Annotated in this window: 15 protein-coding genes and 1 riboswitch; of the genes, 8 read left to right on the top strand and 7 right to left on the bottom strand. The window is 74.4% G+C overall.

Annotation, left to right across the window (positions count from 1 at the left end):
- Positions 1 to 44: 44 nt before the first annotated feature.
- Positions 45 to 1,607: an LLM class flavin-dependent oxidoreductase gene (locus tag OC439_RS00395; protein WP_262011622.1), complete on the bottom strand. Its 1,563-nt coding sequence runs from the start codon at positions 1,605 to 1,607 to the stop codon at positions 45 to 47.
- A gap of 171 nt (positions 1,608 to 1,778) precedes the next feature.
- Positions 1,779 to 1,924, top strand: a riboswitch (cyclic di-AMP (ydaO/yuaA leader).
- On the opposite strand from OC439_RS00395, the gene OC439_RS00390 reads away from it, so the two are divergent.
- On the top strand, positions 1,923 to 2,567 hold the full coding sequence (locus tag OC439_RS00390) for a LysM peptidoglycan-binding domain-containing protein (protein ID WP_262011621.1): 645 nt from the start codon (positions 1,923 to 1,925) through the stop codon (positions 2,565 to 2,567). It overlaps the preceding riboswitch by 2 nt.
- Positions 2,568 to 2,752: 185 nt before the next feature.
- Positions 2,753 to 3,202 (top strand): YbaB/EbfC family nucleoid-associated protein, encoded by a 450-nt coding sequence (locus OC439_RS00385; RefSeq protein WP_135240320.1) that lies wholly within the window; start codon positions 2,753 to 2,755, stop codon positions 3,200 to 3,202.
- A 135-nt stretch (positions 3,203 to 3,337) separates the two neighbouring features.
- On the opposite strand, the gene OC439_RS00380 is transcribed toward OC439_RS00385, so the two are convergent.
- From OC439_RS00380 to OC439_RS00365, 4 genes are all read right to left on the bottom strand, one after another.
- Entirely contained in the window at positions 3,338 to 5,401 is a 2,064-nt protein-coding gene (locus tag OC439_RS00380; protein WP_262011620.1) for a M4 family metallopeptidase, read from the bottom strand.
- Between the two features lie 412 nt (positions 5,402 to 5,813).
- Positions 5,814 to 8,129 carry a transglycosylase domain-containing protein gene (locus OC439_RS00375; RefSeq protein ID WP_262011619.1) on the bottom strand — a complete coding sequence of 772 codons (2,316 nt, stop codon included), beginning with the start codon at positions 8,127 to 8,129 and terminating at the stop codon, positions 5,814 to 5,816.
- 147 nt (positions 8,130 to 8,276) lie between these two features.
- Positions 8,277 to 8,939, bottom strand: coding sequence for a hypothetical protein (locus tag OC439_RS00370; protein ID WP_262011618.1), 663 nt, complete (start codon positions 8,937 to 8,939; stop codon positions 8,277 to 8,279).
- Positions 8,940 to 9,069: 130 nt separating this feature from the next.
- The gene (locus OC439_RS00365) at positions 9,070 to 10,278 is read right to left on the bottom strand and encodes a hypothetical protein (RefSeq protein WP_262011617.1); all 1,209 of its coding nucleotides are present in this window, start codon (positions 10,276 to 10,278) and stop codon (positions 9,070 to 9,072) included.
- Positions 10,279 to 10,421: 143 nt separating this feature from the next.
- On the opposite strand from OC439_RS00365, the gene OC439_RS00360 reads away from it, so the two are divergent.
- The 5 genes from OC439_RS00360 to OC439_RS30235 all read left to right on the top strand — a co-directional run bounded on the left by OC439_RS00360 (position 10,422) and on the right by OC439_RS30235 (position 16,029).
- Positions 10,422 to 11,363, top strand: coding sequence for a diacylglycerol/lipid kinase family protein (locus OC439_RS00360; protein ID WP_262011616.1), 942 nt, complete (start codon positions 10,422 to 10,424; stop codon positions 11,361 to 11,363).
- Between the two features lie 29 nt (positions 11,364 to 11,392).
- Positions 11,393 to 12,163: a nucleotidyltransferase domain-containing protein gene (locus OC439_RS00355; RefSeq protein WP_262011615.1), complete on the top strand. Its 771-nt coding sequence runs from the start codon at positions 11,393 to 11,395 to the stop codon at positions 12,161 to 12,163.
- Positions 12,164 to 12,209: 46 nt separating this feature from the next.
- Entirely contained in the window at positions 12,210 to 15,005 is a 2,796-nt protein-coding gene (locus OC439_RS00350) for an FAD-binding and (Fe-S)-binding domain-containing protein (RefSeq protein WP_262011614.1), read from the top strand.
- Between the two features lie 224 nt (positions 15,006 to 15,229).
- Positions 15,230 to 15,580: a hypothetical protein gene (locus OC439_RS30240; RefSeq protein ID WP_315985893.1), complete on the top strand. Its 351-nt coding sequence runs from the start codon at positions 15,230 to 15,232 to the stop codon at positions 15,578 to 15,580.
- Positions 15,523 to 16,029: an SDR family NAD(P)-dependent oxidoreductase gene (locus OC439_RS30235; RefSeq protein WP_315985892.1), complete on the top strand. Its 507-nt coding sequence runs from the start codon at positions 15,523 to 15,525 to the stop codon at positions 16,027 to 16,029. The genes OC439_RS30240 and OC439_RS30235 overlap by 58 nt, the downstream gene beginning before the upstream one ends.
- A 61-nt stretch (positions 16,030 to 16,090) precedes the next feature.
- On the opposite strand, the gene OC439_RS00340 is transcribed toward OC439_RS30235, so the two are convergent.
- Positions 16,091 to 19,081, bottom strand: coding sequence for a glycosyl hydrolase (locus OC439_RS00340; RefSeq protein WP_262011613.1), 2,991 nt, complete (start codon positions 19,079 to 19,081; stop codon positions 16,091 to 16,093).
- Between the two features lie 260 nt (positions 19,082 to 19,341).
- Positions 19,342 to 19,719 carry a hypothetical protein gene (locus OC439_RS00335; protein ID WP_262011612.1) on the bottom strand — a complete coding sequence of 126 codons (378 nt, stop codon included), beginning with the start codon at positions 19,717 to 19,719 and terminating at the stop codon, positions 19,342 to 19,344.
- Positions 19,720 to 19,815: 96 nt separating this feature from the next.
- Between OC439_RS00335 and OC439_RS00330 the strand changes: the two genes are divergently transcribed.
- Positions 19,816 to 20,436: an L-threonylcarbamoyladenylate synthase gene (locus OC439_RS00330; RefSeq protein WP_091418190.1), complete on the top strand. Its 621-nt coding sequence runs from the start codon at positions 19,816 to 19,818 to the stop codon at positions 20,434 to 20,436.
- Positions 20,437 to 20,492: the final 56 nt, after the last annotated feature.

Here is a 20,492-nt window from a genome sequence, read left to right as displayed (position 1 = left end):
CGTCGACGGTACCCCCTGGCTTAGGAAAGCAGAAGTCAGCTACCTCACAGCTGGCCGGGGAAGAATCCGTGCCGGGCCAGCGGCTCGACGATCTGGTGCTCCTCGTACGACAGGTGCGACAGCAGCGTGTCGGTGAGCAGGTCCACCGCCTCCTGGAGCTGCGTGAAGTCGCCGGGGTGCCGGACCAGCTCGACGAGCGCCCGGTCGACGCTCTCCACCACGCCGTGGATCACCACGTGCTCCTCCTCGAGGCGGTCCAGCACTGCCGCCAGCCCGGCCTCGGAGCGGCGCAGGTGAGGGAAGATCGAGGCGTCCTCCAGCCCGTGGTGCTGGGTGACCATCGTGCAGTACGCCGCGCAGTACGCCCCGAGCGTCCAGTTGTTCTGTCGCATGGTCATCTCGTTGAGGGCGGCCCGCGCCCGGCCCGGCGAGACAGTGCCCTGCTTGACCTGTTCCAGCAGATCGCGCACCTGGGCCAGCTCCTGGCGCAGGTGGTCGTGCACGTCCACCAGGTGCTGCCCGGCGGCCTGTCCGCGGGCCGGGTAGACGCGCCCGGCCGGCGGCGGCGGGGCGCTCGGGCGGGTGGACTCGTCCCAAGGGCGGCGCGCGCTCAGGCGTACCCCCGGGTCGGGGGTGGGGGTGACGCCGAGCGTGCTCGGGCCGGCGGCGGCGGTCTGCTCGTCGGCGGCCGTGCGGGTTCCGCCGGCGGGCGCGGTGCGCTCGGCGGCGACCAGCTCCCGCACGGCGGGCGCGACCTCCTGGCCGAAGATCTGGATCGCGCGCGGCTCGTCGCTGCCGAGGATGAACGTGGTGATGCCGTGCTCCAGGGTGAGCCCGGCCAGCTCCTCCACCCACTGCTCCGGCGGCCCGGCCAGGAAACCGGCCGACGAGCGGGCGAACGTGCCGGTCACGTTGAGCATGCGGCGGATCGTGGCCGGGTCGCGCCCGGCGGCCTGAGCGCCCTCGTCGACGAGCGCGTTCAGGGCGGGCAGCTCGTCGGGGCCCTTCGGCAGGTACGACAGGGACGGCAGCCAGCCGTCCGCGGCGCGGCCGACCAGGCGCAGCATGCGCGGCTTGTACGCGCCGACCCAGATGCCCACCGGGTGCGCGGGCGCCGGACCGCGCTTGGCGCCGACCACCCGGTAGTGCTCGCCGTCGACGCGGATCATGCCGCGGCGGTCGGTGTCCCAGACCTCGCGGATCACCCGGATCGCCTCGTCGAGGGCCTCGACGGCGGCGCCGGGGGACAGGCGTCGCCCGCCCGCCGCCTCGATCGCGTCCCAGAACGCGCCCGCACCGAGTCCCAGCTCGACCCGGCCGCCGGTGAGCAGGTCCAGGCTGGCGACGCTGCGGGCCAGCACCACCGGCTGGCGCAACGGCAGGTTGAGGACGTTTCCGGCCAGGCGGATACGTTCGGTCGCGGCGGCCACGTAGGACATCAGCGTCCAGGTGTCCAGGAAGCCCGGCTGGTAGGGGTGGTCCTGGAACGTGACCAGGTCCAGCCCGACCTGCTCGCAGAGCCGGGCCAGCGCCACCACCTGGTCGGGCTGCCCGGCGGCGGGGGTGATGAAGCCGCCGAAGGTCAGCTCGTGTCCGTGATCGGTCATCCGTCAAGCCCTCCCGTGATCTTGCCTGGCCCTGCCACCGTAGCGCCGCCGCCGGTCGCCCGGCCGGGTGAAGAGGGTCACAAGAAGTGGACGATCATCACAAATCGCTCCTAGCGTCGGTTTCGTTCGCAGACGCGGACACCGCAGGCCGGAAACGCCAAATCCCGCCGCCGGCCCCGGTAACCGAACCTCGTGCGGGAGCGGGGGAACCACACGTTCCACGGTGCATCGTCACCTCGGGGTGAAGCCGCCACCGGCGGCCGGGCTCCTCGGCCCGAACCCGACAGCTCACCTCGTCGGCGTGGAGGAATCCACATGGCAACTGAATACTCAGCCCGAAGCCGCCGTACCGCTCTCGGAGCGGTCCTGGCCGGCGCCGCCGTCGGCGCCGCGACCCTGTTCGGCCCGGCCGCTCCGGCCAGCGCGGGCGTCAACTGGGACGCGGTCGCGCGCTGCGAGTCCGGCGGCAACTGGAAGATCAACACCGGTAACGGCTACTACGGCGGGCTCCAGTTCTCCCGCACCACCTGGAACGGCTACGGCGGCCAGAAGTACGCCGCGCGCGCCGACCTGGCCAGCCGGTCCGAGCAGATCGCCGTCGCGGAGAAGGTGCTGCGCGGCCAGGGCATCGGCGCGTGGCCGGTCTGCGGCAAGAAGGGCGGCTCGGCCAGCACGGCGACCCGGTCCGAGCGGGCCACCACGAAGGCGGCACCGAGGAAGGCGGCGCCGAAGCGGGCCGCCGCGACGAAGGCCGCGCCGGAACGCGCCACGACGAAGGCGGCGCCGCGGCCGTCGTCCGGCGCCGGGACGTACGTCGTCCGGCGCGGGGACACGCTGTCGGAGATCGCCGTGGCGCAGCGCGTCGACGGCGGCTGGCGTGCCCTGCACGAGCGCAACCGCGCCGTGGTCGGCGACGACCCGGGCCTGATCTTCCCCGGTCAGCAGCTGCGCCTGCGCTGACCTCGTCCGAGCGCCCGGCCGGTTCGTCCCGGCCGGGCGCCCGGCCGTCCGCGACACGCCGCGTGGCCGGTGTCCGGCCTGCTCGCGGCGCCGGGACGCGACCCGGACCGGCCGGTGACGGCGATTCGTCGGAGCCGGTTGCTAGGGTCACGCATGCTCGGCTAAGACGTGAAGAAAGCGCGGATATGACCAACGACCCGTTCTCGGCGGCCGCGAGCATCGACGAGCTGCTGACCCGCACGCAGCAGGCGCTCACCGCGATGCGCTCCCGGGCCTCGGCACACGCCGACGGCGAGCCGGGCGACCTGCTGCTCGCCGAGGGCACTGCAGCCGGCGGCCGGGTCCGCGCGGTCGCCGTCCAGGGTGGCCGGCTCGATTCCGTGACGATCGACCCGGAGCTGGCCGGCGAGCCCCTCGACGTCCTCTGCGGACACCTCGTGACCGCCGCCAACGCCGCGCTGTCCGAGCTGGACGACCGGGTCAGCGCGTCGGCCCGGGCCGACGCCGACGCGCTCGCCGCCCGGCTCGGCAGCATGGGCGACCAGGCCGAGCTGTTCGGCCGCGCGATGCACGAGGCGGCCGCGCGGATCCACCGCGACCGCGGCGCTGGGTCCCGGGCCGGGCGCGCGGTCTGACCCGACCGCACACGCCCCGGCACGACGAGGCGCCGCACCCGCCCGGGGTGCCGACCACGCGCGACGCGGCACCGGCCTGACACGACGAGGCGGCCGGCCGCCGGGAGGACGACGACCGGCCGCGCTACGCCACGGTCAGCTCAGGGTGACCGCGGTGTCGTCGACGACGAAGGACGTCTGCAACGAGCTGTCCTCCACGCCGCTGAACGAGATGGTCGCCGTGGTGCCCGCCAGCGACGAGACGTCGAAGGACCGCTGCACGTAGCCGGTGGCCTTGTTCAGGTTCGAGTACGTGGCCAGCGTGGTGCTGCCCGCCTTGACGGTGAGCTTGTCGTACGCGGTGCTGGTGGTCGACTCCGCGCTGTCGATGTGCAGCCAGAAGCTCAACGTCGCCCGGCATCCGGCCGGGATCGTCACCGACTGGCTGAGCGTGTCGGTGTGCGACGAGCCGTACCCGTCCAGCCACGCCTTGTACGAGCCGCCGTGCGCGGCCTGGCCGCTGTCGGTGGTGATGACGCCGGACGAGGCGCTCCAGTTCACGTTGCCCGACTCGAAGCCCGGGTTGGCGAGCTTGTTGCCGGAGCAACCGCCCGACGGCGGGGTGGTCGTGGTGCTCGGGGTGGGCGTCGGGGTGCCGCCGGAGCAGGTCGGGTCACCGGACTGGGCCGGCACGCTCACCGCGTCCCAGGCCGCCTTGACCGTGTTGAACTCCGCGCAGCTGCCCGGGTAGAGGTTCTTCGCCGCCTGCAGCGTCCAGGTGCGGTACTTCAGGTACGACGAGGACGAGGTCTTCAGCAGCATGCCGTTGTACATGATCTTCATGGCCTTCTGGATGCCCAGGCCGGTCACGCTGCTGCCGTTGCAGGTCGAGCTGGACGGCTGCCCGTTGGTCGGGCTGCTGCCGTTGGCGAGCAGGTAGAACCAGTGGTTGCCCGGGCCGGCCGCGGCGTGCACCTCGGTCGACGGGATGCTGCTGGAGTAGCAGTTCGGGTCGCCGAGCGCCGACGGGTTGTACATGTTGCGGATCGGGCCGGAGCCGACCAGGTTGATCTTCTCGCCGACCAGGAAGTCCGGCGCGTCGTAGCTGGACGGCTCGTTGGCGAACCACTCGGTGGCCGCGCCGAACGTGTCAGCCACGAACTCCTGCGTGCCGCCGCCGGAGATGCCGCCCGGGGTGTTGTCGTCGATGCCGTGGCCGATCTCGTGCGCCACCACGTCCAGCGAGCCGATCCACTGGCCGGCGGTGTTCTTGCCGATCTGCACCTGGCTGCCGTCGTAGTAGGCGTTCTGGTCGTTGAGGCCCACCCGGATCGGCCAGTAGCCGCCGTTGCCGTTGGCGCCGTTGCGGCCCAGCCACTGGGCGAGCATCTTGTGCTCGGTCTGCGCGGAGAACAGCGCGTCCACGCAGCCGGTCTCCTTGTTCGTGGCGGTGCCGTTGCCCCACACGTCGTCGGAGCCGCTGAACGTGGTGTTGTTCGCCGCGTCCTGGCAGCTCAGGTTGGTGACGGTCGGGTCCTTCATGGTGTACGTGGAGCCCGACTGGGTGGTGTTGAGCGTGAGCGGGCTGGGCCCGTTCCAGGCGCCGGTGCCGGTGCCGCGGACGACGTGTTCCTGCTTGCGCAGGACCGCGCCGGTGCGGGCGTCGACGTCGACGGTGAGCCGGCTGGGCCCGTCCGCGCCGGTGCCGCGTACCGTGGTCTCCCAGGCCAGCGCCGGTGCGGCGCCGAGCGTGTAGACCACGAGCGTGGTGCCCTCGACCGCGTCGACGGTCTTGAGCTGGGCACGCGCCGTCTTCGCGGCGGCGGCCGGGGTCAGCGCGGGCGTGGTGGCGAGGGCGCCGATGGGCCGCTGCTGGGCGACCGAGGCGTACTTCAGGTTGCCGGCCGAGTCCGTGGCGAGCACGAAGTCGCCGCCGACCACCGGGAGGCCCTTGTAGGTGCGCTCGTAGGGCACGTACTGGGTGCCCTCGGAGGAGATGACCGGCTTCTGGACGAACGCGTCGTCGGAGCCGGCCTGCAGGTAGGCGGGGCGGTTCGCGACCAGGGCGCGGGCGGAGTCGGCGGCGGTCGCGCGGGCCTGCGCCGGGTTCGGGGCGGCGGGTCCGGGTGGCGCGGCCTGCACGGCGGCGGCGGTTCCTGCGGCGAGCAGGCCGGCCGCGGCCGCGCCGGTGAGCGCGGCGAGGCGAGGTGAGAGTTTCACGGGGGTTTGCTCCTGTTCTACAGGCGCGCCGCACGGAGCCCGGTGGGGACGGGCGGCGCGGTGGTGCGAGGCAGGGTGACGGCCGGTCACCGGAGCTGCCGGCGTGGCTCCGGGTCGACAGATCGACCGTCGCGATTCGCCGGGGGTCGGCGGCTCGCTGGTGCACAATCACACGCCGCGCGAGCCCGGAGCAATAAGTGACCTGGGCAACGACTGACAGTCGGGCGTGTCGCCGCACGCGTCGATTCAGGCAACCATGATCTTCAATAGGCCCTGATCAGGGCGAACATCGCCGACGGTGGATGGGCGCCGGTGCAAATTGCGGACGTTGCCGCTGTGTGCGAATGGCGCGCATAGACGCGAGGCCGCCGCCCCTGCGGCCGGGCGGCGGCCGAGCCGTCGCCCGGCCGCGTCAGCGCGGGCCGCGGGTCCGCGTCGGCGACACGGTGGGCAGCGGTGGCAGCGACGGCGTCAGCGTCGGCCGCGAGGTCGGCCGCCCGGTCGGCTCCGGGCTCGGGCTCGACGAGGACGGGCTGGGGCTCGGTGACTCCGACGGTGTCGGCGCGGCGGTGGTCGGCGGCGGTGGCGCGGACCGGGTCGGCTCCGGGGTCTCGCCGGGGAAAGCCGGCTGACCGAAGCGGTACTTCTCCGGGTCGAGCTTCATCGCCGCGGTGGCCCGGGTCATGAACTGCCGCCAGATCGGCGCGGCGCCGGTCGAGCCGTACACCTCGTAGCTGCCGCCCTTGGTCCGCAGCGGCTTGCCGTCGGTGGTGCCCAGCCAGACGGCCGATGCGAGCGCGCCGGTCCAGCCCACCATCCAGGTGTGCACGTTCTGCGTGGTGCTCTGCCCGGCCTGCCAGGTGCCGGTCTTGCCGGCGGAGTCCCAGCCGTTGCCCAGCTCGGCGGCCCGGACCCGGCGCAGCGTCCAGTCCAGCTGGTCGATCGCCTCCCGGTCCAGGCCCAGATCCGTCGTACGCAACTGCTCGGTCCACACGTCCTCGTCGTCCTTGCTCACCGACCGGACGAAGTGCGCGTCGGCACGCTTGCCGCCGGCGGCGAACGTCGCCATCCCGTTCGCGTGGTCCTGCACGGTGATGCCGTACTGCCCGATCCCGACCTCGGTGGAGAACCGCTTCGCCACCTCGTCGGCCGGGTCGCTGCGCAGGTCGACGCGCTGCGGCCGGGGATTGCCCCGCACCGTCTCCCACATCGACTCAACGCCGGCCTGCCGCGCCGTCTCGATCACCTTGGCGGTGCCCAGCTTCTCGGTCAGCTCGAAGTAGGTCACGTTCAGCGAGGCGACTGTCGCCTCCCACAGCGCGCAGTCCGGCTGGCAGGGCGCGTGCTCGGCGTTGCGGATCGGCCCCGCCGCGCTGCCCTTGGTGCGCCCCGAGGCGGGGAACTCCTTGGTGTCCGGCGAGTCGAACCGCTGCTTCACCGAGATCCCGTCGCGGACGGCCGCGGCCAGGTCGTACACCTTGAACGACGACCCCGGCGGATGCTGGCCGAACCCGCGGGTCTCGCCGTTCTCGTCGTAGTACCAGCCGGCGTAGTCCGCGCCCGAGCCCTTGTCGCCGCCGTAGTAGCCGAGCACCCGCCCGGTGCCCGGCTCCACCGCCACCAGCGCCGCCTGCCAGTTGCGCGGCTGGCCGCGTACCGCCTGCGGCGCGGTGTCGCGGCGGATGTCCGCCGCCGCCTCGGCCGCGTCCTGCACCCGCTTGTCGATGGTGGTGACGATCCGGTAGCCGCCGTCGCGGATCACCTCGTCGGGCTTACCGCGGAACGGCTCGGTCTCGCGCAGCTCGGCGAGCACGTGGTTGACCACCAGGCCGGTCGGCCGGTCCAGGTCGGACCGGCCCGCGTCCTTGTCGATCGGCCGGACCGTGTCCGGGTACGCGAGATCCGCCGCCTGCTGCGGCGTCAGGTAGCCGAGCTTGACCATGCCGTCGCGGATGTAGTTCCACCTGTCGATCGAGTTCTGCCGGGCCAGCGCGTTGCGGCGCGGGTCGTAGCCGGGCGAGCCCTCCGGGTCGGCCGGGTCCGCCTCCGGCTGCTTCACCATCGCGCAGAGCACCATCGCCTCGGCCGGCGTGAGCTGCCGCGCGGCCGGCGCGTCCCGGCGTACCGTCTTGCCGAAGTAGGTCTGCGCGGCCGCCTCGATGCCGTACGCGCCCCGCCCGAACGGCACGGTGTTCAGGTAGAAACCGAGGATCTCCTCCTTGGAGTACGCGTCGTCGAGCTTCCACGCGATCACCGCCTCGCGCAGCTTGCGGGAGTAGGTGACCCCGCGCAGGTCCGCGGCGATGCGCGCGTACTGCTGGGTGAGGGTGGACGCGCCCTGCCGCTGCCCGCCGCTGATGTTGGCCCAGGCCGCCCGCAGCACACCCTTGACGTCGATGCCCTGGTTCGTCCAGAACGTACGGTCCTCGGCCGCCACGATCGCCTGCTTCGCCGAGTCGTTCATCTCGTCGTACGGCACGATGGTGCGGTTCTGCGCGCCCAGCTTCGCCATCGGCGTGCGCCCGTCGGCGTAGTAGACGGTGGTGGACTCGGGCAGCTTCAGGTCGCTGGGCGTCGGCACGCTGTCGAAGTAGTAGCCGCCGGCGACCAGCCCGCAGCCGGCCAGCAGCGTGCAGACCGCGAGGACGACAAGCAGACGCCGCCGCTTGCGCCTCGGGCGCACCGGTGCCGCGCCGCCCGGTTCCGCTGTGGATCCGCTGTTCCGCACGCGTTACCTCCGACTGCTCGGCTGAGTCGTGCCCGGCTCGCAGGCTAACCGAGCAGCGCCGACGGCACCGGCCGAAGAACCCGGACGGTGTGGCGTGCTCCGGGCCGGGGCGCACGGGCGCCGCCCCGGCCCGGAGGGCTCACCCGGTCAGCGCGCCGCCCATCCGGCGGCGCGGCCGTCGCGATCCCGGCGGGCGGCCCGGCGGGTCCGCCACCTGTCGTTGCCGCCAGCGTGGAACGGCGCCGACCGCCACAACGACCGCACCGGCGTGCCGTCGGGGGCGGCGAACGTCTCCCGCTCGGCGTAGCCGTGCCGCCGCAGCAGCTCCTCCGCCTGCTCACCGGCGCACGGATGCGCGTACGTGGGCAGGCTCAACGTGTCCATCCGGCGCTGCGCCGCGGACAGCGCCTGCGTCGCGCCGCCCCGGGGCGCGACCACCAGCGCCAGATGGTTGTGCGGCTCGGCCGGACGGCGTGCCGCCAGCTCCACGCCGAGGCGGCGGAACCGGTCCTCGTCCGCCCCGGCGGCGCCGGCGAGCCGGTCGGCGTACCGGTGGGGGGCGGGGATGGGGCGGTAGCGGTGGAACCACACGGTGGCGGCGCTGCCGTCGGGCAGCAGGAACGCGTCGCCGAACAGCAACGCGTGTTCCGTCCAGATCCGCGCCACGGCGGCGAGGACCGGCAGGCGGCGGGACGTGTCGGGGACGAGCCAGGCGGCCAGCGCGGTGGGCGCGAGGGCCTCGGCGACGAGATCGGCGATGCGGCCGATGTCGCACCACCGGGCGCGGACGACGGGCAGGGCTGTGCTCATGAACGAACTCCTGTTGTCCAGGCGTGATCGGGTCGGTTGCGGGCGCCGGACGACGGCGCCGCCGCGGCATGCGGCAGACGGGCGGGACACGCCCGTGCTCCGGATCGGAGGTGGTGCCTGTGGAGTCCGCTCAGGCGGGTCTGGTGCCGGGGCGTGACGTACGCGACGGCGGCATCGGATCGGCCGTCGGTCGCGCGTACCGGTGGGCCAGGGTCGGCAGCCGCCAGCGGTTCGCGTCCGCGTCGGCCGCCTCGCTGTGCACCGTGCCGCCGCCGTGGCTGAGGCCGTGCGGCGGCAGCGGCACGGCGGGCGTGGTCGTCACGTGCACCGCGGGGCCGGCAGCCGCCGGTGCCCGGCTCTGTGCCGGGTCGGCCCACCGCGTGCCGACGACGGTCAGGGTGCGCGCCGCCGGGGCGGCGAGCACCGGGCCGCCGAGGTCGGGCGGTGTGTCGTGCGCACGCTCGGCAGCGGGCGCCGGCGTCGCGGCCGGGTCGGCCGGATGGACCGGCTCGGCCGGCGGGCCCGGCTCGACCGGCCCGGGCTCGCCGGGTACCGGCGGTGATCCGGGGTCCGGCGCGGCCGGCGGGTCGAGCAGATCGGTCACCGGGCTGAGCGGGTCGAGCACCGGTGCCAGCGGGTCGAGCACCGGTTCCAGGCCCCGCCAGACCGGGCCGAGGATCGGGCGCAGCGGCTCCACGACCGGCGACAGCAGGTCCGCCACCGGGTCGAGCACGCCTGCCTTCACCGGGTCGGTGACCGGGCTCAGGCCCTCGGCGACCGGCGCGAGCACGCGGTCACGTACCGGGTCGGTGACCGGGCGCAGGACGTCGGTGACGGGCGTGAGCACGTGGTCGTGTACCGGCGTCACCACCGCCTCGACCACCCGGCCGGTCACCGGCGTCGCGGGGGCCGGCTGCGCCTTCGGCCGGCCGGTGCCGGACGCGGGCGTGCCGGACGCGGGTGTGTCCGGCTTCGGCGCGGTCGCGTCGGGTGCGGGCACCTGCGCGGCGGAGTCGGAGGCAGGCGCGGATGCGGTTGGGCCGGATGCGTCGGGGCCGGGAGCAGGCGCGGGTGCGGCGGGCGTCGCCGGTTCCGCCGTGGCGTCGCCGGAACCGGCGGCGGGCGCCTCGCCGGGTCCGGACGCGGGCAGGCCGAGCACCGTCCCGAGCGTGTGGGTGAGCACCCCGACGGTGGCGGTGAGCGGGCCGGACGGACGTTCGGCGGCGTGGGCGGCCGAGCCGGAGGCGGCCTCGTGGGCGCCCCAGACCACTGCCACGCCGCCGAGCAGCAGACCGAGGCGCAGCGTGCAGCGCGCCACCCAGCCGGCCTGTCCCGACATTCCACACCTTTCGGACCCGTGCCCCCGGGGGCATCGACGTGCTGCACTGTACCGAACGTGGCGGCCCGGGCACAGTACGCCGTCGATCCGTGTCGGGCGTGCCGCAGGCGTGGGATCCGCGGCGTCCGGGTACCAGCCGGGCCATGGACACGCGCACGGCCGAACGCCCGGACACCACCCCCGCACCCGCCGCGCCCCCGGCCGGTGTGGTCGCTGTCGTCGCCCACCGGAAGAAGACGTTCGGGGGAGGGCTCGACGAGCTGCGCTCCCGGCTCGTCGCCGCCGGGGTCGGGCGACTGCTCTGGTACGAGGTGCCGAAGAGCCGGAAGGCGCCCAAGCGGGTCCGCGCGGCGCTGGACTCCGGTGCCGAGCTGGTGCTGGTGTGGGGCGGCGACGGCATGGTGCAGCGGTGCGCCGACGCGCTCGCGGGCAGCGGCGTGCCGATGGGCATCCTGCCCGCCGGCACGGCCAACCTGTTCGCGGTGAACCTGGGCATCCCGGTCGACCTGCCCGAGGCGGTACGCATCGCGCTGCACGGCCGCCGGCGCGAGCTGGACCTGGGCCGGATCAACGGCGAGCACTTCGCGGTGATGGCCGGCGCAGGGTTCGACGGCGACCTGATCCGGGACGCCGACCGGCAGCTCAAGGGCCGGTTCGGCCGGATCGCGTACGTCTGGACCGGGCTGCGGCACGTGCGCGGCGAGTGCGTACGGACCCGGATCCGGGTCGACGGCGCCGACTGGTTCGACGACGAGGCGAGTTGCGTGCTGTTCGGCAACGTCGGCACCATCACCGGCGGCATCCCGGCCTTCGACGACGCCCGCCCCGACGACGGGGCGCTGGAGGTCGGCGTGTCCACCGCCAGCGGCGCGGTGGACTGGGCGCGCACGCTGGGCCGGATGGCCGCCGGGCGCTCCGAGGAGTCGCCCTTCGTGCGGATCACCCGGGGTCGCAAGATCAAGGTGCGGTTCGACGCGCCGAAGACGTACGAGCTGGACGGCGGCGCCCGGGGCAAGGCGAAACGCCTCAAGGTGAAGGTGGTGCCGGGCGCGCTGACCGTGTGCTGCCCGGACCCGGCGGACTGACCGCGCCCGGGCCGGGGCAGGATGCCGGAATGCGCGACGACATCCGCGACTACCTGGCCGAAGTGGTCCGCCGTTCCCGGGACGTGCTCGGTGAGGACCTGGTCGGCGCGTACGCCGCCGGGTCGGTCGGGCTGGGCGCGTACCAGCCGGGACGCAGCGACGTGGACGTGGCGCTGGTGGCCGCCGGGCCGATGCCGGAGCCGGACAAGCGCCTGCTCGTGGACCGGCTGCGGCACGAGTCGCTGCCCTGCCCGGCACGTGGCCTGGAACTGGTCGTCTACCGCCGCGACGTGGCCGCCTCCGGCACCCTTGAGCCGGGTTTCGAGGTCGAGCTGAACACCGGCGCCACCATGCCGTTCCGCGCCACCTACGACCCGGCCGACCGGCCCGCCACCGACGGGCGGTTCTGGTACGCGCTGGACCGCAGCATCCTGCGCCAGTCCGGCCGGACGCTACTAGGCCCGCCCGCCGCCGACGTGTTCGCCGACCCGTCCCCGGAGGCGCTGCGGGCGCTGCTCGCGGACGCGCTGCGCTGGTGGCTGGCGCTGCCCACGCCACCCGGCGACGAACCGGCGCCCGGCGCGGAGGACGCGGTGCTCGGCGCCTGCCGCGCGCTGGTGCGCATCCGCGAGGGCGTCTGGCTGGGCAAGGTCGACGCCGGGCTGCGGGTGGCCGCCGACGACCCGGACGCCGCGCTGATCCGCGCCTCGATCGAGGCCCGCCGCGGCGGCACGCCGCCGTCCGGCCCGGCCGCCCGCGCGTTCCAGCGGCGGGTGCTGGACCGGATCACCGCGCGGTGAGCCCCGCCGCGCGTGACTACTGTGAGCCGGGGGAGGTGCGGTGATCATGACGGAGCTGAGCGCGTCCACGCGGGCCGGACTGGAATCGGTGGTGCCCGGTGGCGTGGCGACCCGGGCCGCGGAGCGGCTGCGGATGGCCCACGACGCCTCGCACTACCTGCTGCACCCCGGCGCGGTGATCACACCGGCCGACGCCGGCCAGGTCGCCGCGCTGCTGGCCTACGGTGCCCGCACCGGCACCCCGCTGACGTTCCGCTCCGGCGGCACCAGCCTCAGCGGCCAGGCGGTCACCGACCGGCTGCTCGTCGACGTGCGGCGGCACTTCCGCGACCTGACGGTCCTCGACGACGGGCGGCGGGTACGGGTGCAGCCCGGGGTGGTGCTGCGGCAGGTGAACGCGCGCCTGGCGCCGTACGGCCGCAAGCTCGGCCCCGACCCGGCCAGCGAGTCCGCGTGCACGGTCGGCGGCGTGGTCGCCAACAACTCCAGCGGCATGACCTGCGGCACCGAGTTCAACACGTACCGGACGCTGGAGTCGCTGGTCCTCGCGCTGCCCAGCGGCACCGTGCTGGACACCGGCGCGCCGGACGCCGACGCCCGGCTGCGCGCCGCCGAACCGGACCTGCACGCCGGGCTGCTGCGGCTGCGCGACCGGGTACGCGGCAACCCCGACTCGGTGCGCCGCATCCGCGCCCAGTACGCCATGAAGAACACCATGGGCTACGGCGTGAACGCGTTCCTCGACCACGACGACCCGGCCGACCTGCTCACCCGGCTCGTGGTGGGCAGCGAGGGCACGCTCGCGTTCGTCGCCTCGGCGACGTTCCGCACCGTACCCGTGCACCGGCACGCCGCGACCGGCCTGCTGGTCTTCGACTCCCTGGGCGCGGCGATGGCCGCCATGCCGGCGCTGGTGGCCGCCGGGCCGGCGGCGATCGAGCTGCTCGACGCCGCCGCCCTTCGGGTCGCCCAGCGCGACCCGAAGGCGGACGCCACGCTGCGCGGCCTGGCCGTGCGCGGGCACGCCGCGCTGCTCGCCGAGTGGCAGGAGTCCGACCCGGCGGCGCTCGCCGACCGGGTCGCCGACGCCGGACCGGTGCTGGCCGGCCTGCCGCTGAGCGCCCCGGCGCGGCTCAGCGGCGAGCCCGCCGCCCGCGCCGCGCTGTGGCACATCCGCAAGGGCCTGTACGCGGCGGTGGCCGGCGCCCGCCCGTCCGGCACCACGGCGCTGCTGGAGGACATCGCCGTCCCGGTCGAGGCGCTCGCCGGCACGTGCGCGTCGCTGGCCGAGCTGTTCGACCGGCACCGGTACGCCGACAGCGTCATCTTCGGCCACGCCAAGGACGGCAACCTGCACTTCATGCTCAACGAGCGGTTCGACGGCGGTGAGGCCCCGGCGCGCTACGCCGACTTCACCGAGGAGATGGTCGACCTGGTGCTCGGCCACGGCGGGACGCTCAAGGCCGAGCACGGCACCGGCCGGGTGATGGCCCCGTACGTGCGCCGCCAGTTCGGCGACGAGCTGTACGAGGTGATGCGCGAGCTGAAGAGGCTCTGCGACCCGGACGGTGTGCTGAACCCGGGCGTGCTGCTCAGCGACGACCCGGAGATCCACATGCGGCACCTCAAGACCGTGCCGACGGTGGAGGAGGAGGTGGACCGCTGCGTCGAGTGTGGCTACTGCGAGCCGGTCTGCCCCAGCCGCGACCTCACCACCACGCCCCGGCAGCGCATCGTGCTGCGCCGGGAGATCGCCGCCGCGCAGGCCGCCGGCGACACCGCGCTGGCCCGGGAGCTGACCGACGACTACGACTACGACGCGGTGCAGACCTGCGCCGTCGACGGCATGTGCGCCACCGCATGCCCGGTGCTGATCAACACCGGTGACCTGGTCAAGCGGCTGCGCGCGCAGGAGCACGGCCGGACGGCGGGGACCGCCTGGCGCGGGGCGGCCCGCCGCTGGGGTGCCACCACCCGGGGCATGGCCCGGGGACTCGACCTGGCCGGGGCGCTGCCGCCCGCGCTGCCCGAGGCCGCCACCCGGGCCGCCCGCGCGGTGCTCGGCGCGGACCGGGTGCCGCGCTGGCAGCGGGACCTGCCGCGCGGCGGCACCCCGCGCCGCCCGCACCCGGCCGACGACCCGGACGCGGTGTTCGTGCCGTCCTGCCTGGGCACGCTGTTCGCCCCGGCGCAGGGCGGCACCGGCGTCGCCGCCGCGCTGCTCACGCTCGCCGAGCGGGCCGGCGTACGCCTGCTCGTGCCGGACGGCGTCGGCGACCTGTGCTGCGGCACCCCCTGGTCCTCCAAGGGCCTCACCGACGGCTACCGGGCGGTGCGCGACCGCGTGCCGCCGGTGCTGCGCGCCGCGAGCCGCGACGGCGCGCTGCCGGTGGTCAGCGACGCCGCGTCCTGCACCGAGGGTTTCGAACGGCTGCTCGACGGCGCCGGGGACCTGCGGGTCGTCGACGCGGTCGCGTACACCGCCGGCACGCTGCTGCCCCGGCTGACGGTGCGCCGGCGGATCGGTTCGCTCGCGCTGCACCCGACCTGCTCGTCGGTCCGGCTCGGCCTGGACGACGCGCTGCTCACCGTGGCCCGCGCGGTCGCCGACGAGGTGGTGGTCCCGGAGGGCTGGCAGTGCTGCGGCTTCGCCGGCGACCGGGGACTGCTGCATCCGGAACTGACCGCGTCGGCCACCCGGGCCGAGGCCGCCGCCGTCGCGGCACGCCCCTTCGACGGGTACGCCTCGGTGAACCGCACCTGCGAGATCGGGCTGGCGCGGGCCACCGGGCAGCCGTACCGGCACCTGCTGGAGCTGCTGGCCGAGGCCACCTCCCCGTAGCGACGCCGGCGGAGGGCCGGGTTGCTCGTGTGATCAACACCAGCTCGGGGTGGTGGCGGGGTCGGGGCGGGTTGGATGGCACCACTTCCCCGTACTGGTGTTGACCTTGGACAGGCTGGGTGGCGCCGTGATCTGGGCGGGCGTACCGGGGTCTCGATTGCGGGCGGGGCGGGGGCGGCAGGGCTTACGGTGCGAGTGGGGGAGTCCACGGGAGGGGTGACGCGGTGGCGGCCGGGATGTTGTCGGGGCGGGTCGCTGTGGTCACCGGCGCGGCGCGGGGGATCGGCCGGGCCGCTGCGGTCGCGCTGGCCGAGGCGGGCGCGGACGTGGCCGGGACGGACATCGCGGGGCCGGTCAGCCCGATCCTGGATCTGCCGCCCGCCGGCCCGGAGGACCTGGCCGAGACCGGCCGGCGGGTGACGGCGGCCGGCGCCCGCTGGTCCGCGCACGTGGCCGACCAGCGCGACATCGGCGCGGTACGCGCTGTGGCCGAGGCGGTGGAACCGAACACGGCGGCGTGGACGTGCTGTTCGCCAACGCCGGCATCCAGGCGTTCGCGCCGTTGCTGGAGATGACCGACCGGCATTGGCACGACCAGATCGACGTCAACCTCACGGGCGCGGCGAACGTGCTGCGGGTCTTCGCGCCGCTGCTGGTACGCCGCGGCGGCGGCCGGATCGTGGTCACGTCGTCCACCCAGGGGCAGCACGGCACCACGAACGGGTCCGCGTACTCGGCGTCGAAGTGGGGGCTGATCGGGCTGGTCGACACCGCGCTGGCCCGGCATCGGGACCGCTACGTGCAGGCGCTGGTCGAGGCGGGGAAGCCGGCCTCCGGTGACCTCGCCGAGGTGGAGCACGCCGCGATTCAGGCGCTGCGGTCGAAGACGCCGCTGGGCGTGCCGTGGGTGGAACCGGAGGACGCCGCGCCACTCGTCGTGTTCCTCGCCTCCGACGCCGCGCGGATGGTCAGCGGCACGTCGTTCGCCGCGACGGCGGGCGACAGCGCCCACGTGACCGCCTGACCTCGCCGGGCTGCCGCCGCCGGCGCCCCGGCCACGAGGGCCGGGGCGCCGGGACCGTGGGTCAGGAGCCGTACGGCAGCGTGACCGTCGAGGCGTTGCCGACGCCGAGGATCGTGGGTGCGCCACCGATGGCGTTCCACACCTCGACGCGTACCGTGCCGCCGGACAGGTTGCCCAGCGTGCCGGTGGACGAGAGCAGGCCCTGGGCCTGCCGGTACCGCTCCGCACCCGGGATCGGATCGGTGGCGAAGTACCTGTAGGTCTCCACCCGCTCGACGCTGCCGTCGCCGGTCAGGTCGTAGGAGACCCGGATCTGGACGCCGTTGCCGACCGCGGTAGCCGCGTCGACGGCCAGGTCGAACGTGGTCGCCCCGCCGGTGTACGTGCCGGTCAGCCCGGTGGCGGTGAACACCTGCGGGTTGGTCGGCGTGCCGTCGGAGTTGCCGGTCGCCGCCGCCACGTTCACCGTGCCGGCGGTGCCTGCGGTGCCGTCCAGCCCGCCGCCGGACCGCAGGTACCGGACCGGCGTCAGCGGGCCGGCCGTACTCGTCGGGCTGGGGCTCGCGGAGGTCGGCGTGGGACTCGCGGTGGTCGGCGTCGGGGTCGGGGTGGGCGTCGTGGTCGGCGGGGGACCGGTCGGCACGGTGCCGCCGCCGGTGGCGTTGCCACCGCTCCACGTGTACGCCCCGGACGTCGCGGTCTTCCCGGCCGGCACGGCGAGCGTGACACCGGTGGAGAACGTGACGGTCAGCGGCCGGGCGGTGATGTTCGACGCCACGTAGGTGCGGACGCCGTTCTTGACGAACACCTTCGCCAGCGGGTGGTTCGCGGTCACAGTGGTGTCCACGGTGCCGAGCGCGGCCAGGTTGCGGATCCAGTGGAACGTGTGCGCCTTGCTCTCGCCCTCCTCGCTGGTGAACCCGCTGTTGGCGCGGAAGTTGCGCAGCGCCTGCTCGCCGTCGCCGAGGGCCAGGAACTCCCAGACGATGTCCTGCCACACGGTCGGCGGGCCGCCCTTGTTGGTGACCAGCTCGGCGTAGTTGGCCTTGACGTACTCCGGGAAGTCGCCCAGGTAGAGGTGACCGCCGGTGATCGGCAGCATGTTGATGCCCTGGATCATCTCCGGCGCGGCGGAGAACCAGGTCGAGTACGCCCCGCCGTCGCCCCACACCATGCCGACCGTCTTGTGCCCGAACGCGGCCGGGAAGTTCTGGTCGTACACGTCGAACCAGTACTCGGAGATCGCCGCGGACTGGGTGGTCCACAGGTAGACACCGGCGTCGCGGACGGCCGTGTCGCCGGTGGCCTGGCCCCACTGGATCAGCGCGTTGGCGAAGTTCATCCCCTCCGACGAGGACTCCTGGTTGTTGCCGGCGAAGAACGGCGCCAGCCCGGAGGCCCAGTCGTGCCCGGCGTAGATGTCGAAGTCCCGCAGGTAGGGGAAGCGGCTGTCGGCGCGGTCGTAGTTGTTGGCGTCGCGGATCAGCAGGTCGACCATGCCGCCGTAGCGGCTGTCGTCGGCCCAGCCCGGGTCGAACTTGGCCAGCGTGGCCGCTGCGGCGATGAAGTAGCCGTAGTGGAAGTGGTGGTCGTTGAGGTCCTCGTCGGAGCCGTACGAGGCCGGGTAGCCGATCAGCGTGCCCCAGTTGCGGTCGTAGTAGAACAGCTGGCCGGTCTCGCCGGAGCCGGCGGTGAGCCAGTTGGTCAGCCGGTTCCGCATCGCGGTCAGCGCCGCGTCGCGGACCGAGGTCTGCCCGAGCTGGTCGGCGATCTCGGCGATCCGGGCGGCCCGGCCGAGCCCCTTGCCGGCCCAGTAGGTGTCAGTGCCGCTGACGCCCTCCGGGTTGCCCTGCTCGGCGTTGAGGTAGCCGGTGACTGTGGAGAGGTCCGCGCCGCTGGAGTCGCCCACGGCGGGCACCTCGGGCAGCACGCCGGTGAAGCGCATCGAGGTGGTGAACGACGGCACGCCGGTGAGCACCCGCATGGCGCCGCGCGCCGAGACGTACGTCGGGGTGATCGGGGTGGCGCCGGTGAGGCTGCGCCACTGGTGCGGGTAGAGCGCCACCACGGTCTTCGTCTCGCTGCCCTCGCGGGGCGTGGTGGTGAACGCGTACGTGGTGCGCACGGTGCCGGCGGACGGGTCGTAGGCGTAGCTCATCCGGGTGCCGGTGACGTGGGCGTGTGCGTACCGGGCGTACGTGTCGGCCAGCGCCGCCCGGTCGCCGCCGCCGGGCAGCACCGCGACCGAGAAGTACCCCTTGCCGGCCAGCGTCGAGCTGATGCCGGCGCCGTTGACGGTCCAGGTCGCCCCGGCCGGGGCGTACGCGACGTAGTCGTGGCCGTTGACCGTGAAGCCGATGGTGGCGCCGGAGTTGCGCCACACGGTGGGCGTCGCGGTGGCGGTGAGCTGCGCGGTGCCGCCGCTGACCGTGTAGTAGCTGAACGGCAGCCCGTGGCCGATGCTGGCGCGCATGGTGCGGCTGCCGTCGCTCCAGTCGGCGGTGACCGTCCAGTCGCTCCAGCCGGCGGCCTTCACCACGGGTGCGGACAGCCCGGGCATCCCGACGCGGACGTCCTCGCCGTACGGGTAGTGGAACTCGCCGACGCCGGTCGCGGTGCCGCTGATCGCCGGCGTGGTGGTGTACGACAGGCCGAGCCCGTTGTTCTCGGCCTTGAAGGCCAGCGGGTGCGCGTGCAGGATCTCGCTGCCGGTGCAGTTGTTGCGCTTCCAGATCAGCGACGACCACCAGTCGTTCGTGGGGATCGCGCCGGACGGCGCGTCGGCGGTGACGAACGTCCTCGGGTCGGTGCTGATCGCGCCGCAGCCCTTCGGCAGCAGGGTGCCGGGCGGCCGGGTCTCGGTGTAACTGCCCGCGCCGACGGCGCCGGCGGTGGCGGTGCCGCCACCGCCGACCACGACGCCGAGCAGGCCGGCGGCGAGCACCGACGCGGCGACGAGGGCGGTCGCCCGCAGGCCGCGCCGGCGGGCGGGGGACGGGACGGGCGGGGCCGGGGGTACGGGGTCGGGGGAGAAGTCCCGCAGGAGGGTCATGGAGGTCCCCTTCACGAGGAGAAGGCGGGGTACGGAGTGGTGGTCCGGCAGTCGTGAGAGCGCTCTCTTGAGAAGGGACAGTAAGGTTCGGGTTACGGATCCGTCAATGTCTTGTTACCAAAGAGAGCGCTCTCCCGGACGCGCGGAACGTCCACCGATCACCTCGCGAAGCGCGCTGACCAGCGTCGACGGCGCGCACGAGCGCCGCCCCCGGCCGAGGCGGCCGGAGGCGGCGCGAGGACGCGTGCGCCTACGCTGAGTCAGGCGGCGGTGGCGGCGAGGCTCCGCGCGTCGGTGCGTACCGCGGCCGTGCCCGGCTCACCGACGGCACCGGCCCGGCCGGCGCCCGGCTGCCCCGCGCCCGGCTGCCCGGCGCTCGGCCGCGAGGCGGACTGCGGCGAGCCGGCGGACTGCCGGGGCGCGGCGGGCTGCCGCGGCGTCCGGGCAACGCTCAGCCCCGCCTGCGCGTTGTTCCAGGCCGCGCACGGCCACGCGGCCCCGGCGCAGCTCGGGCTGGCGCAGACGCGCTCGTCGTCCGGCTGGTGCGCGTCGGCCACCGCGGCGGCCAGGTCCCACAGCAGCGGATCGGTCACCTCCGCGGGGCGGTCGGCGACGCGGTCTGTGCTGGCTTCGGACATGATTCGGTCCCCCTGTCGTGAACGGCCCCCACCTGTTTCCGGAAACCGCCCGGGCCAAACCTGCGCCCGCCCGGGCGCGGACATAGGCTGACCGGCGTGGCGAGGTACTACGACCTGCATCCGGACAACCCCCAGCCCCGCGTGATCCGGCAGGTGGTGGACCTGCTGCGCGCCGACGGGGTGATCGCCTACCCGACCGACTCCTGCTACGCGCTCGGCTGCCGGATCGGCAACCGCGACGGCGTGGAGCGGATCCGGGAGATCCGGCGGCTCGACGACCGCCACCCGTTCACGCTGATGTGCGCCGACTTCGCCCAGCTCGGCCAGTTCGTCAAGCTCAGCAACGCGGTCTTCCGGCAGGTGAAGTCCGTCATCCCGGGCAGCTACACGTTCCTGCTCCCGGCCACCGCCGAGGTGCCGCGCCGGTTGCAGGACCCGCGGCGGCGGGTGGTCGGCGCGCGCGTACCCCGGCACACGGTGACCCAGGCGCTGCTCGCCGAACTCGGCGAGCCGCTGCTGACCAGCACGCTGCTGCTGCCCGGCGAGGACGAGCCGATGACCCAGGGCTGGGAGATCAAGGAGCGGCTCGACCACCTCGTCGACGCGGTGGTCGACGCCGGGGACTGCGGGCTGGAGCCGACCACAGTGGTCGACCTGTCCGGCCCGGAGCCGGAGATCCTGCGTCGCGGCGCCGGAGATCCGTCCCGCTTCGAGTAGCGATCACCGATTCCGTCCCGCCCGGCCGCCGCCGTAGGGCACCGTGATTCCCGGCG

The organism is Micromonospora sp. Mcm103, from assembly GCF_024519755.1.
In the GTDB taxonomy this organism is placed as follows: Bacteria; Actinomycetota; Actinomycetes; order Mycobacteriales; family Micromonosporaceae; genus Micromonospora; species Micromonospora aurantiaca.
The sequence above is the reverse complement of the archived record's forward strand: the minus strand, read 5'-3'. Positions and strand labels throughout refer to the sequence as shown.